The organism is Paenibacillus auburnensis (assembly GCF_927798115.1).
In the GTDB taxonomy this organism is placed as follows: Bacteria; Bacillota; Bacilli; order Paenibacillales; family Paenibacillaceae; genus Paenibacillus_AQ; species Paenibacillus_AQ auburnensis.
Genome location: NZ_CAKMMG010000001.1, coordinates 419,411 through 433,401, shown reverse-complemented (window position 1 = coordinate 433,401; position 13,991 = coordinate 419,411). Strand labels below are relative to the sequence as shown.

Genomic DNA, 13,991 nt, shown 5'->3' with positions numbered 1-13,991 from the left:
GCTACCCCCTGCTTCGTGTCATATATTTCATCAGCAGCTCTTGCGTGGCGTCCTGCCGTTCAACTTCCCCCGTAATCCGTCCTTCGCACATGGTATAAATCCGGTCACACATCCCGATAATCTCCGGGAGCTCAGAAGAGATCACCAGTACGCCTCTGCCTTCTGCCGCCAGTCCGTTGATGATCGAGTAGATTTCATATTTGGCACCCACATCGATCCCCCTTGTCGGCTCATCCAGAATAAGCACATCCGGCTGGGCATAGATCCATTTGCTGAGAACCACCTTCTGCTGATTACCGCCGCTTAGATTGACTGTTTTCTGCAAAATGCTAGGCGTCTTAATATTTAATTTCCTGCGGTATTCCTCAGCGACCAGTACTTCCTCGTTCTCATTGATTACGCCCCGGCGGGACAGCTTTTTCAGGCTGCTAAGTGAAATATTGCGTTTAATATCGTCGATGAGGATCAGCCCATATTGTTTGCGGTCCTCCGTCACATAGGCCAGTCCGCCTTCAATGGCTTGGTTGATGTTATTTAAATGGACCTCCCGGCCATGCATGTACAGCTGTCCGCTGATCCGTTTGCCGTAGGATTTACCGAATACGCTCATCGCCAGCTCTGTCCGTCCTGCGCCCATCAGACCGGCAATCCCAACCACTTCCCCGCGACGGATATGCAGATTGACCTGATCGAGCATTTTGCGGTCAGCCTGCGTAGGGTGATACACCTCCCAGTTACGGATTTCAAAGATCGTCTCTCCGAGTTCCGGTGTCCGCTCAGGATAGCGGTTAGTCAAATCCCGGCCGACCATACCTTTAATAATGACATCCTCCGTGACCGCATCCATCTTCATATCCAGTGTTTTGATGGTCTGGCCGTCCCGTAAAATCGTTACCGAATCCGCTACCTTCTCGATTTCGTTCAATTTGTGTGAAATGATAATCGAAGAGATCCCCCGCTTCTTCAGCTCAAGGATCAGCGTCAGCAGATTCTCGCTGTCATCCTCGTTCAGCGCCGCTGTAGGCTCGTCGAGTATGAGCAGCTTCACTTCCTTAGAGAGTGCTTTGGCAATCTCCACCAGCTGCTGCTTCCCCACACCGATTGTGGATACCCGGGTAAGCGGCGATTCCTGAAGCCCGACCGTCTCCAGCAGCTCCTTCGTCCTCACCGTTGTCTCACTCCAGTTGATCACTCCACGATTCGCCCTCTCATTGCCGAGGAAGATATTTTCCGAAATCGACAAATACGGAATCAGGGCCAGCTCCTGATGAATAATGACAATCCCCAGTCTCTCACTGTCTTTGATATCCTTGAACTGGCATACCTCACCGCCAAACAGAATATCCCCTTCATAGGTACCATGCGGATAGACTCCGCTAAGCACCTTCATCAGCGTGGACTTCCCGGCCCCGTTCTCTCCGCAGAGTGCATGGATTTCGCCTGCCTTCACCTTAAGGTTCACGTTCGAGAGGGCTTTGACCCCGGGAAAAGTCTTCGTGATGCTCTTCATCTCCAAAATATATTCACTCATCTGTCAATCACCCAGCTTTCCTTGTTACTGTGCAGCGGTATGCCGGCAGCGTTTCGGAGAGCGCTGCCGCCGCATGCCGCTAATAGGCTCCAGCCGGTTATTGACCCAGCTGTTCTTTGGTATAGTAACCGCCTTCCACCAGCACCTTATCCACGTTGCTTGCATCCACAGAGACGGGCTCCAGCAGGTAGGAAGGGACGATTTTGACTCCGTTATCATAGGTGGTTGTGTCATTAACTTCCGCTTCCGTACCTTTCAGCACGCTTTCGGTCATCTGTACCGCTTTTTTGGCCAGCTCACGAGTGTCTTTAAAGACCGTCTGCGTCTGTTCTCCGGCCAGGATCGATTTTACAGAGGCCAGTTCGGCGTCCTGTCCGGTTACAACCGGAAGCTTCTTGTCCCCGGATCCGTAACCAACGCCTTTTAGGGAAGAAAGAATACCGATGCTGATGCCGTCATACGGTGAGAGCACGGCGTCGAGGTTATCGCTGGCATAATTGGCACTCAGCAGGTTATCCATCCGCGACTGGGCAGTGGCGCCATCCCAGCGCAGTGTAGCTACCTGCTCCATCGTGGTCTGTTTGCTGCGGACAACCAGCTTACCGGAATCGATATAAGGCTTCAGGATGGACATTGCGCCATCGAAGAAGAAGTAAGCATTGTTGTCATCCGGTGAGCCGCCGAACAGCTCGATGTTGAAGGGGCCTTTGCCTTCTTTCAAGCCCAGCTTTTCTTCAATGTAAGAGCCCTGTAGCACACCGACTTTGAAGTTGTCAAAGGTAGCGTAGTAGTCAACATATTCACTCTTTTTGATCAGCCGGTCGTAAGCAATGACTTTCACGCCTGCGTCATGCGCTTTTTGCAGCACATCAGTCAGCGCTTCTCCATCAATTGAAGCAATAACAAGCGCCTTAACACCTTTAGTGATCATATTCTCAATCTGCGACACCTGATTCTCTACAACATCCTCCGCATATTGCAGGTCTGTCCCATACCCCAGCGCTTCAAATTCCTTCACCATGTTGTTGCCGTCATTCACCCAGCGCTCCGAGGATTTCGTAGGCATCGCGATACCCACTTTGCCTTCCTTTCCTTCTGAGCCGCCTGAGCCGTTACCGTTACTGCAAGCGGACATCATCAGCATTAGAGCCAGCGTCAACATCATTAATGAAACCTTCTTCATCCTGCATACCCCCTGAACTGGTCTGTTGTTCGTCTGAAGCGGGTGCCTCCCGTTCGACAAGTTGAGTATAGCAACCGGGGTACTGCGGCGTATTTACACTGAAGCTACTGTTTTTATAAAAAACAAACCTTTATTGTTTGCGCTTTCATAAAACGAAAAATAAGCACATGCCGACTATTGGCAGCATGTGCTTATTGAATGATTCTACAAGTATTGCATTGAACCGGGCCGGAGCTCAGCCGTTCCCGGGCACTCCGCTGTCGCCTTCTTCCGGAAGCACGCCTTTGCGGAATTGCAGGGGAGAGACACCGGTATGTTTCTTAAAGGCTGTACTGAAATAGTGCTGCGTCTCATAGCCTGACCGCTCTGCAACTTCATTGATGCTCATATCTGAGGAGTGCAGCAGCTGCGCAGCCTTACGGATCCGGATTTGAGTCAGATACGTTCCGAACGATTCGCCCAGCTCCTGCTTGAAAAGACGGCTGAGGTACACCGGGGAGGCTTGCAGGATACCGGCCATCGACTCCAGACTCAGACCATATTCCGTGTAATGCTCCTGCACATACTGCCTGGCCCGGCGGACCAGTGGTGATAAGGGCTGCTCGTTAGCCAGGGCCACTCTGCATTTGCGGTAGGCTGCGGGCAGGCCGGTGATATCAGCGTCAACCTGCTGTATGCCCACCTCGACCGCAATTTTGAGATGGCTGCGCACTGCTGCTTCAATGCCGGCCAGTACCGCTTCGCCTCCGGCATCCCAGAGCAGGATTACAATCAGACCGGCAGCATCGCGGAAGATTACCTTCGGGTAAGGCTCCAGCAGCTCAGTGCTGATATTCTCGATGGCAAACAGAAACAGCTGCCGCTCGTTCTCCTTCATCGCGGGCTGGCGGACTTCCCCCCGCCAGCGGATAATGGAGATCAGCTGGGGAGGTGCCTGAGGCAGCTTCAGAAATTGCAGCTGCTCGCAGATTTCCTCCCGGCTGAGGTTGCCGTCCAGCCATTCCTGGCAGAAGCGTTCGCGCAGCAGCGGAAAGTTCTTCAGGATCTGCCTGGAGGCCTGCTGCAGATGCTCGCTTTGCCGGCGCTCCGCTTCCAGATCATCCCTCACCCCGCGCAGCACCTGCATTAGCGCCCCCGGATCTGCAGGCTTGAGAATATAATCATTCACCTGCAGGCGGATCGACTCCTGGGCATAAGTAAACTCGTCATGCCCGGTGATTACAATAATCCTGCACAAGGGCAGCCGCTCTCTAAGCTGCTTCATTAGCTCCATGCCATGCATGATCGGCATGTTCAGATCCACCAGTGCGATATGCACGGAGTGGTGAAGCGCAAGTTCAAGCGCCTCTTCCCCATCCTCAGCCTCGGCTGCAACCTGCAGCCCGAGCGCCTCCCAGTCTACGCAGCGCCTGATCCCGTCACGGATAATATCTTCGTCATCAGCGATTAGTACCTTCCACTTATCCATAGCTCTATGGCTTCCTCCCTTATTTAATGATCTTCAGGATAGCTGCTGCGGACTACAGGATGACGGACAGTCACAAGGGTACCGCCGCCCGGTTCACTGTCAATACTTAGGCCGTAAGGCTCTCCGTAAGTCAGTCTGATCCGTGCCTGTACGTTCAGGATTCCGTAGCCGGATCCTGCGCTTTCTGGGATTGGATGCTCCGCTTCAATGCTGCCCGTACCTATGTCTTCCAGACGTTTCCTCAGCTGTGCAAGCCGCTCCGCCGGAATGCCGGCGCCGTCGTCGGCTACCGTCAGATACAAGTCACCGCCGCGTTCAGCCACAGCGATCCTGATATTCCCGGGACCGCGCCGCTCCTTAATTCCGTGATAGATCGCATTCTCTACAATCGGCTGAAGCAATAATTTCAGCACGTACAGCTCCCCGAACTGCGGCTCCGACTCTATTGTGTAGGACAGCTTACTGCTGTAGCGTGTATGCTGAATTTTCAGATAACTGACGATGTGCTCCAGCTCATCGGAGAGCGGGATAATATCGCTTCCCTTGCTGAGCCCCAGACGGAATAGCTTGGATAAAGACTGTACCACCTCTGCGATATCCTCGGCGCCCCTGCTGCGGGCCATCCAGTGAATGGTATCCAGTGTATTGTAGAGAAAATGCGGCTTGATATGTGCCTGCAGACTGCGCAGCTCCGCTTCCCGCTTCTGCCTCGCCTGAAGCTCTGTCAGGTTGAGCAACCGGCTGATCTGGGCCAGCATTGTATTAAAGCTGCGGCCCAGCATCCCGATTTCGTCTGAGCGTTTGCCCCAATAACGTATAGTGAGGTCACCTGACTGTGCCTTGCTCATAAAAGAAGCGAGCTGACCGATAGGGCGGGAGATGGAATAAGCCAAATAGAACGATGCTGTCATCCCCAGCATGCAAACCACGAATACGAAGGTGACCACATTAAAGGTAATCTCACGGACGCCATAAGCCGATTCATCCATTGGAAATACGCCTACTGTCGTCCAGCCGGTAAAGGACGAAGTACGGTAAATCAGCTGAATGTCACGGCCGTTCACCGTTTCGGAAGTGATCCCGGACGTCTCGCTGAAGAGTCCGACCGGAATCGACTGCATAAAGGGATGCTGCGGCGCATAGACGAGCTCACCATTGTCATCGACTACGGTTAAATATCCGGTTTTACCCAGTGTCACATCCCTTGCCGTCTCTGCAATAACCCGCAGCTTCAGATCGACCAGCACAACACCCTGGACCACTTGAGTATCAGGATCCACAATTGCTCTGACCGCTGAGACGACCTCACTCTCCTTGTAGTCGGCATGAGACATAACTGCGCGGCCGTAAGGATGTCCGATCATTTTAAAGATTCCTTTATTGGCAGCCGCTGCTTTGTACCATGCTTCATTCTTCACTTCGGTCCCAGGCCGGGTATACATCTCATTGCTGATGAACTCACCTGCCTGATTCACCAGCATTATTCCGGCGATTTCAGAGCTTAGTGTAGTGAAGCCCTGCATAAATTTGCGGATATTGTATTCCGCCGACTCCCCGTTTACACCGGTTCCGCCCGGCTCAGCCCCGTCCTTCATCGTCCCCTTCAAAAAAGCCTGAACCCCCGGATCAAAGGAGATTAAGTAAGTGATCTTCTGAAGATTCTCCACATCATTCTCCAGTGCGGTATTAACCTTGCCGATCAGCTGCATCGTATTCTCACTGCTCTGTTCTTCAACTCTGCGGTCCACCGTCCAGCCGATTAATAATCCTAGCCCAATCGACGGCAGGATGCTGATCAGCAGAAAATGGATAATCAGCTTATACCTGATCGGCATGTTATTCAGCTTCAGTTTTTCGATCGTTAAACCGCTCCTCTGCATGTCGCCCTCCTCCCCCTGCCCAGCCTACTTGGCATAATAATTGTCCACATTCGCCCGGGTTACCACATCAATCCCAGTATCCACCTTATCCGGTACGGGCAGCGGCTTATTATTGTCATAAGCGGAGGAATCCTCCTGCAAATCCCGATGTAAACGGAACAGCTCTGTCAGCGACCAGTACCCCATATTCCAGGTGCCTTGGGCCATCGTTGCGGCGATTTTGCCTTCTTTGACCAGATCCAGCGTACCTTTATCCGTATCAAAGCTTATAATCTGGAGCAAGGAGTGACTGCCCTGCATTTTCTCTACGGCTTCCGCCACCCCGATGCCTCCATTAGACTCTGTGGCAAAAATTCCATCCAGCTGCGGATAGGCCGAGAGCAGCTGCTCCGCGGCTTCCCTAGAGGCCACCTGATCCCCGCGTCCGTCCTTGATGGCAACCACCTTCATCTCCGGAAACTCGCTGCGGATGGTCATGCTGAACCCGTCTGTCCGCTCCTGGTGATTATGCTGTTCAGGTGTAGTGATAATCGCCACTTCACCTTTGCCTCCGGTTAGCTCGGCCATTTTTCGCGCGGCTTCTACGCCTGCATTGTAATTATCGGTACCGAGAAAAGAATAGGCCTTGCTGTCCGGCGCACCGGAATCAAATAAGACAACCGGTATTCCGCTATCTACCGCCTTATTGATTGTCTCCGTCAACAGCTTGGAGTTCACTGCCGATATAGCGATGCCGGCCGGCTTCTTGGCGATGATCTGCTCCAGCACCGTCATCTGCTCATTGGCATCGTGCTGGGTAGAACCATGGTATTCGACCGATACATTCAGTTCTTCCGCGGCATCCTCAAAACCCTTAAGGACACTTTTCCAGTAATCGATTCCGATCTGGAAGGTCACCATCACATATTTATCTTCAATATTGCCGCGCAGTCCTGCGGCTTCCCATTCATCTGTGCTATTTGCGTGCAGCTTGTAATTCAGCACATAAATTAGGAAAATTCCGATTAGCAGCACATAGACCAGCCACAGCTTCTTCACAATGTAACCCCTTTCAAAACCAACTAAGATAAATGGCTACCGCCATAATACCTTGTTTACCCGGGGAAGGAAATAGAAATTTAAGTGGGATTCATGTCATGATTAACCACTTGGTCTACTGCCTTAGCAGCAGTAAAAGGGCCCACCAGTATGGTGAGCCCATTAATTTAATACCATGATTTAAGATTGACAGCAGCTCCGCACTTCAGAAAAGCAGACCTTCCGAGTAGTTTTCACCCTCCAGCATGTCGTATTCCACCAGCCGGTAGTCATCCAGCAGCTTCTGCTGCTCTTTTGTCAACCCGGTGAGCGGGCCGGAAGCGCCGATTAGCACACTTTTGCTGAGGCCGGGAATTTCCGCCTGCACCTGCTCCAGCAGCTTATAATATGCCGGCATTGCCTGCCCAGACAGCCGGAACACCGTCGGCCCGAGATAAGCCGGGCTTAAGGTTCCAAGCGGAGCATGCCCGATGTCAAAGTTCGCCAGGATCATCAGCTTCGTCTCATGCTTCAGTCTCGGCTCGGTATCCCAGCCCGCCTCTGAATAGATGCCTGCCGACAGCGCCGGCAGATGATCTCCCCAGAATACGGCAATCGTCGGCCGCTCAATCGTCTTCAGCTCCTGCTGCAGATAAGCAAGCGCCTCGTCCGTCAGCTTGGTGTCCTGGAAGTAGGTTTCCAGCTCATCCTTATACTCTGCCTGAACGCCGTTTACAGCAATCGTATTCGGTCCATTGAGTCCTTTGGTAAACGGAAAATGGTTCTGCATCGTCACCAGGTGCAGGAACGTCGGGACGGCAGAAGACTTAAGCTCACGCACAGCCTCCTGTACCGCAGCTTTGTCTGAAATATAACCGTCCGGGGTCATCCGGGCCGCTTGCTCCAGATCCTTTTCACTGGTAAAAGCGTCGAAACCCAGCACTGGATAGACGCGGTTACGGTTATAGAAGGTCTCGTCAAACGGATGCAGAGCCAGTGCCCTGTAGCCCCGGTCTTTCAGAATGCTGACTATGGAAGGCAGCGAGGACATTTTCACAATCCGCTGCTGATACGGAATCGATCCGTCATTAAGGAAATACATCGACATTCCGGTCAAAGCCTCAAACTCGACATTGGCTGTATTACCGCCGAATTCAGGGGAGAGCAGATAACCCGAAGGTGTGGCGGACTCTTCCTGACGTATGAACTTCAGCGGATCCTCACTGTAGGTGAGCCCGTTCAGCCGGGTCGGATCGAAAAAGGCCTCATCCATCATAAAGATGATATTCGGCTGCTCTACAGCAGTACCCGCAGCGGGAGATTCCGGTAATGTGCTGTATTTGGCAGCGATCTCTTCAATGGCCTTGCGGCTGTAACCATCGGGCTGCTCCAGCAGATTCTGCCGCAGATTTCCGGCAAAGGCAAAAAGGAACCCGTTCTGCGTGTAGTTCACCCTCTGGTTCCAGAATATATTCTGGTACTTCAGTGAGGAAGCAAGCGTCGTCTGCCCGCCGACCATGGTTATAAATCCGCCAAGCATCACAGCGGAAACCCCGGCAAGAAGCGCCCTTAGCGGCAGGCGAAGCTTCGTCTTCGGCAACTTCATCAATCCCCAGAGAAGTACGGCGACGAGCAGAACTGCAGCGCATAGCGCCAGCGGCGACACCATGCCCTTGGTAATTTTGCTCATTTCGCCGGCATTTTTGAGCAGTAGTAAATCCCAAGGAAACAGCGGCTCCCCGGTGGTCGTCAGCTTTTTATAGTCTGCGATCCCGAGAACAGCACACACCAGGGAGATAAGCACCGGGCCTAAATACAGATTAGGTAAAATTGCTGAACAGGCCACCAGAAGAAAGAAGAAAAACAGACTGCCGGCAGCATAAAGCAGAGGATATTCCCCGATCCAAAGGAAGACTTTTAACAAATTCAGCTCCAATGTGGCCGCCTGCATAAACAAATTCAGCAAAAGCCCCGTAAGGAGCAAGCTCAGCAGCAGGATGCCAAGCCGCCATGAACGCAGCGTATGACGCAAGTACAATCACTCCTATCTATACTAAACGTGTAGTATACGCCACTTTGCTTAAAACAGCATTAAAAACCCGCTGGAAAATCTCCATACACTGCCACTATTCTGTGCAAAGATCTGCTCAGCGTATACCTATTACTCCTATAACAGCAAAAAAAGGCGGAACGCAGCAACTTCACTGCATTCCGCCTTACTTAGGTCTCTGCACAGCATGCTGTCCCAGAGAAGCCCTGCTATTTTACATACAGACGGCTGGTTTCTTCCCAGTATTCGCCCGGCTCAAGGCCGAACAAACCGATTTCATCCGCCGGAAGGTCCACCTTCGGTGCATTAACCAGGTTAATCTGCGGCTCTGGGCAGAAGAAGCCTTCGGTTGCCCCATTGTTCCAGATCATCCACTGCTTGTACGAGGTTCCGACATCATAGACCAGGGTTACGCCGGCTTTGCTGTCGGTAAGCTCCATACGGTTACGGCCATTCTGAGCTACTGCGGTATAATGGTTGTCCATTGCCGCGTAGAAAGGATTCACGCCTTGATCACGCAGGGCAATCTCATCCGCGGTCAGCTCCTGGAAAGTACCCGTTGGCAGCATGCGATTGTTCAGATTCCAGCGTTCGCCGATCGTCAGCTTCACAAGGTAATCCTGAGCTGTGCTTCCCGGTGCGAATGGTGCATTGATTGCCGTATGGAACGCCAGCAGGCAAGGCATCCGTTCTTCCCCGTCATTATGCACCAGCAGTTGCTGGGACAAGCCGCCCTCACCGAGTGTGTAACGCAGCTTGATGGTGTATTTGAACGGCAGATATTGATAGGATGGATGATTCTCATCCACCTTGATCGCTACAGTGACGAAGCTTTCACTTTTACCGCTGCCGAATTCCTCGACTTCCCATGCAGCCGTATGTAAAAAGCCATGCAAATGGTTGCCAGTTGCTGTCTCATTCACCGGGAACCGGTAGGTTTGTCCATTCCAAGGGAACTCTCCGTCTTCATAACGGTTCGGAGGAAACAGCACAGGTATCCCGTGAATTCCCGGATTGGCCTTGAACGCCTCCATATCTTCCGCTCCCGGCTCATGCAGGAAACGGTAACCGTTTTCGGTATCGCGGAAACAGATCAGGTTCCCCCCGATCCCCGGCAGGATTGCCGCCTCATATCGTCCAGCCTTCAGCCAGACTGCAGCTTCTCCCTCATAATGTCCTTCATAAGCAGTAATTGACATCGTAATTTCCTTCTCCCTTCCATAATCTCAAAATGACTCTCTTAAATAGATTAACACATTTGCGTAAGCGGAAACATGGCATTTTTATAACTGTTCGACTTCTACGCTCATCACATGTTCGATTTTCTTCACATCATAATAGATTTCCGTAGCATAATCCCGGTCCGGCGCGGACAATACCATATCGATCAGCTGTCTGCCGTCATCCAGATCTTTAATTTTCATCCGCCGGATGGTCCGGCCGGGACTCCGTGTTTTCCGTTGTTCGGTCATCTGCCGCCCTTCAATTTTCTGAATCACCTCGGTCAAAACATAGTTCGGCTCCATAATAATTTTCACTGAAATTTCATGCTTGTTCAGCACTTCCGGGCCAACCGCTTTGATTAACAGAGGGACTGCATTGACCGCGAACATCAGCAGCACAACCGCATAACCCGCTTCTACATAAAAACCGGCGCCAACCGCAATTCCGATCCCGGAAGCCGTCCAGATTAGTGCTGCAGAAGTCAGACCCGATATGGCATCCCCGCCTCTACGCAGGATAACGCCTGCCCCCAGGAAACCGATCCCGCTGACGATCTGCGCCGCCAGACGCATCGGGTCCATATTGGGATGCTCATTCCCTCCGAATTTGTCGTAAGCATGAATGGAGACAAGTGTAACCAGACAGCTTGCAATACTAATGACCATACTGGTCCGAATCCCCAGCGGTTTCTGCTTCAATTGCCGGTCAATACCGATGAACAGCCCGAACAGCATGGCCACAAGCAGTTTTACAATCGATTCCGTGTGCAAATCAATACTCATAATTCCTCCTAATATAAAAAACAGATAGGATTAGTATACCTGAAAACGGTGCAAAAGCTTTAGTTTATTTATAGCAAGAAGAAACGTATTGCCGGCCTGCCGCAAACTGCATATCAGCCGCTGAGGGCTATGCAGGACTGCCGCGGACGGAATCCGTTTCTTCAGATAAGGAACTATTCTGTTTATTTTATGCCCGGCTGCCCTGATTTAGAATGATCTAGCCATGCAGCAGCGATTCTGCACCGTCGCAATAGATTTCTGTGCCAGTAATGTGATCTGAATCTTCCGAGGCCAGGAACAGCGCCAGCTTGGCCACCTGATCAGGCCGTCCCGGTCCATCCTCCAGTGGCTGTCCGCCATCCGGGAAGTTCACTTCAATCTGCACTTCTTTCAGATCCTCGGATGGATAGGTGTTGTCATCAATATTAGTTTTGATCGCACCCGGGCAGATAGCATTGACTCTGATTTTGTATTGCGCCAGCTCCAGCGCCGCCATTTTCATAAAAGCAACCTGGCCGGCCTTAGTCGTGCTGTATGCCGAGAATCCGATATTTGAGAATACGCGGTTACCGTTGATCGAGCTGTTGATCAGAATGCTGCCGCCCTTCTCCTTCATATAGGGGATCGCATATTTAACGGTTGCAAACGTTCCGCGTAGATTAATATGAATCGTCTGGTCCCAGGCTTCGATATCCATCGTCTCAATCGGTGTCATTGCCCCGTTAATTCCGGCATTGGCAAAGACGATATCCAGCCGCCCCCACTTCTCGGCAGCCTGTTTCACCGCTTCTTCCACCTGCTGCGGGTGCTCGATATCACAGGCTATTACAAAGGCTTCCCCGCCTTCCTGTTCGATCTGCCGTTTTACTTTTTCGGCATGTTCCGGAGTACGGTCCAGCATCACGACTTTAGCACCGTTTCTGGCGAACTCCAGCACCGATGCCCGTCCGATACCCGAACCCCCGCCTGTTACAATCGCTACCTTGCCTGCAAGCTTTTGATCTGTCATATCTCTGCTTCCTCCTCACAGTAGTAGAACCAGCAAAATTTTGTTGACCTATGAAGTTCTTTCCTTAACCTTTACCTCACATACACGAAAGTGAACCGGATGGACATGCTTTTGGCAAACCGGCTTTGTATATCTTCACCCATATCATCAAAAAAAAGCATTGGGTCCTGTAAAGGAACCCAATGCTTCTGGAAGCTGATAACTTCTGAATTATTTAATGACTACGTAATCCAGGTTAACCAGCTTGGCATAAGTAACGATTTGGTCTGTCGTCAGATTCAAGGAAACCACAGTGTGGTGACCGCCGCCGTTTTCAATCCATGCTTTAACCCCGTCCTGGAAGTTTGGCTTCACGTTCCAGAGTACACGGGCTACAGGAAGATTTGGAGCAGGAACTGTCGGTTCAAAGGCAGTAACCTCATTAATCAGCAGCTTGTAATGCGTGCCGAAGTCAGCCATGGAAACAACCACGCCATCTCCTGCCTTACCGTCAAACACCAGACGGGCCGGATCTTCACGATCGCCGATACCGAGCGGAGATACGAGGACCTTAGGTTTATTGCTGGCCAGTGTCGGATCAACCTCAAGCATGTGGGATTGCAGAATCGATTCCTGACCTGCAGCCAATTCATAAGTGTAATCTTCCATGAATCCGGTGTTCTGGTTGTGGCTCATTACTTTGAGCAGACGATCGAGTGCTGCAGTCTTCCAGTCCCCTTCTCCAGCGAAACCGTATCCTTGTGCCATCAGACGCTGAACAGCCAGACCCGGAAGCTGTTTCATTCCATAGAGATCTTCGAAGTTCGTTGTGAAGGCTGTATAACCGCCATTATCCAGGAAGCGTTTGAGGGCAATTTCATAGCTCGCCTGAACTTTTACGCTGGCTTCCCAGGCTTCCTTGCTGTATGATCCATATTCGAAGTCATAAAGTTCCGCATACTCAGCAAACAGAGCATCGATATCTTCTTCTTTTACAGCATTTACGTATTGAACAAGGTCGCCGATGCCGAAGTAGTCAACGGTCCAGCCAAATTGAATCTGCGCTTCTACCTTGTCGCCTTCGGTTACGCCAACATTACGCATGTTATCGCCAAAGCGTGCAACCTTGATCGTGAAGCTTTCGTTGTAAGCAACCGCTACATCCATCCACTCAGCGATTTGCTTCTGAACTTCTGCACGTCCCCAGTACCCTACTACCACTTTATTCTGTTTTTTCAGACGGGCATTGATAAATCCATATTCACGGTCACCATGAGCAGCCTGGTTGAGGTTCATGAAGTCCATGTCGATGGTAGCCCAAGGAATACTTTCATTGTATTGCGTAGCCAGATGTAGCAGCGGCTTCTGCAGTAATTTAGTCCCGCGGATCCACATTTTTGCAGGGGAGAAGGTATGCATCCAGGTAATAACCCCGGCAACCTCGTCACGATAGTTGACTTCCTTCATGAGGGTAGTGATTTTGTCTGCACTAACGGCCAGATCCTGCAGTACCAACGGGTATGGAAGAACGCCGCTTTCATTCAGGGCATCTGTCATTACTTGTGCATTAGCTTTTACTTCCGCGAGTGCTTCTTCCCCGTACAGATGTTGTGAACCTACGACAAACCAGAATACTTTTGTTCCTGCTGTTGACATTATTCATCCTCTTTTCATTGTTTTATAGATTGAACTTTTGATTATTCTTTTTTTGTGATTGGCCGTGGCTACAGAGAATATTTGGACTTACGGCCGCTGTTGTCTGCAGATTTCTTGATTCATTCCGTTTTCACGGTTGAAATCCGCAGACGGCTTATGCTTACGATGCTAGCTTTCCTTCGGAATGCTTTCAGGCGGACGCTAACGCTCCT

At 51.3% G+C, this 13,991-nt stretch carries 10 protein-coding genes; all 10 read right to left on the bottom strand.

Annotated features, from left to right (window positions below; translation table 11 throughout):
• Position 1: 1 nt before the first annotated feature.
• On the bottom strand, positions 2–1,531 hold the full coding sequence (gene mmsA, locus L6H70_RS01955; RefSeq protein ID WP_236329251.1) for a multiple monosaccharide ABC transporter ATP-binding protein: 1,530 nt from the start codon (positions 1,529–1,531) through the stop codon (positions 2–4).
• Positions 1,532–1,628: 97 nt separating this feature from the next.
• Complete coding sequence (chvE, locus tag L6H70_RS01950) at positions 1,629–2,714, bottom strand: multiple monosaccharide ABC transporter substrate-binding protein (protein ID WP_236329249.1); 1,086 nt, start codon at positions 2,712–2,714, stop codon at positions 1,629–1,631.
• 235 nt (positions 2,715–2,949) lie between these two features.
• Positions 2,950–4,182: a response regulator gene (locus L6H70_RS01945; protein WP_236329247.1), complete on the bottom strand. Its 1,233-nt coding sequence runs from the start codon at positions 4,180–4,182 to the stop codon at positions 2,950–2,952.
• Between the two features lie 23 nt (positions 4,183–4,205).
• Entirely contained in the window at positions 4,206–6,062 is a 1,857-nt protein-coding gene (locus tag L6H70_RS01940; RefSeq protein WP_236329245.1) for a cache domain-containing sensor histidine kinase, read from the bottom strand.
• 24 nt (positions 6,063–6,086) lie between these two features.
• Complete coding sequence (locus L6H70_RS01935) at positions 6,087–7,100, bottom strand: substrate-binding domain-containing protein (protein ID WP_236329243.1); 1,014 nt, start codon at positions 7,098–7,100, stop codon at positions 6,087–6,089.
• 205 nt (positions 7,101–7,305) lie between these two features.
• Positions 7,306–9,111, bottom strand: a complete 1,806-nt coding sequence (locus L6H70_RS01930; RefSeq protein WP_236329241.1) for an LTA synthase family protein — start codon at positions 9,109–9,111, stop codon at positions 7,306–7,308.
• A gap of 227 nt (positions 9,112–9,338) precedes the next feature.
• Positions 9,339–10,328 carry an aldose 1-epimerase gene (locus L6H70_RS01925; protein WP_236329239.1) on the bottom strand — a complete coding sequence of 330 codons (990 nt, stop codon included), beginning with the start codon at positions 10,326–10,328 and terminating at the stop codon, positions 9,339–9,341.
• Between the two features lie 84 nt (positions 10,329–10,412).
• Positions 10,413–11,135: an MgtC/SapB family protein gene (locus L6H70_RS01920; RefSeq protein WP_236329238.1), complete on the bottom strand. Its 723-nt coding sequence runs from the start codon at positions 11,133–11,135 to the stop codon at positions 10,413–10,415.
• A gap of 217 nt (positions 11,136–11,352) precedes the next feature.
• Positions 11,353–12,144, bottom strand: a complete 792-nt coding sequence (locus tag L6H70_RS01915; RefSeq protein ID WP_236329236.1) for an SDR family oxidoreductase — start codon at positions 12,142–12,144, stop codon at positions 11,353–11,355.
• A 210-nt stretch (positions 12,145–12,354) separates the two neighbouring features.
• Positions 12,355–13,779 carry an L-arabinose isomerase gene (gene araA / locus L6H70_RS01910; protein ID WP_236329234.1) on the bottom strand — a complete coding sequence of 475 codons (1,425 nt, stop codon included), beginning with the start codon at positions 13,777–13,779 and terminating at the stop codon, positions 12,355–12,357.
• Positions 13,780–13,991 lie beyond the last annotated feature (212 nt).

Excerpts from the sequence above, each read along its gene's own strand:
- L6H70_RS01915 (WP_236329236.1), bottom strand. The coding sequence starts at position 12,144 with ATGACAGATCAAAAGCTTGCAGGCAAGGTAGCGATTGTAACAGGCGGG.
- araA (WP_236329234.1), bottom strand. The coding sequence starts at position 13,779 with ATGTCAACAGCAGGAACAAAAGTATTCTGGTTTGTCGTAGGTTCACAA.
- L6H70_RS01940 (WP_236329245.1), bottom strand. The coding sequence starts at position 6,062 with ATGCAGAGGAGCGGTTTAACGATCGAAAAACTGAAGCTGAATAACATG.
- chvE (WP_236329249.1), bottom strand. The coding sequence starts at position 2,714 with ATGAAGAAGGTTTCATTAATGATGTTGACGCTGGCTCTAATGCTGATG.
- L6H70_RS01925 (WP_236329239.1), bottom strand. The coding sequence starts at position 10,328 with ATGTCAATTACTGCTTATGAAGGACATTATGAGGGAGAAGCTGCAGTC.
- mmsA (WP_236329251.1), bottom strand. The coding sequence starts at position 1,531 with ATGAGTGAATATATTTTGGAGATGAAGAGCATCACGAAGACTTTTCCC.
- L6H70_RS01920 (WP_236329238.1), bottom strand. The coding sequence starts at position 11,135 with ATGAGTATTGATTTGCACACGGAATCGATTGTAAAACTGCTTGTGGCC.
- L6H70_RS01945 (WP_236329247.1), bottom strand. The coding sequence starts at position 4,182 with ATGGATAAGTGGAAGGTACTAATCGCTGATGACGAAGATATTATCCGT.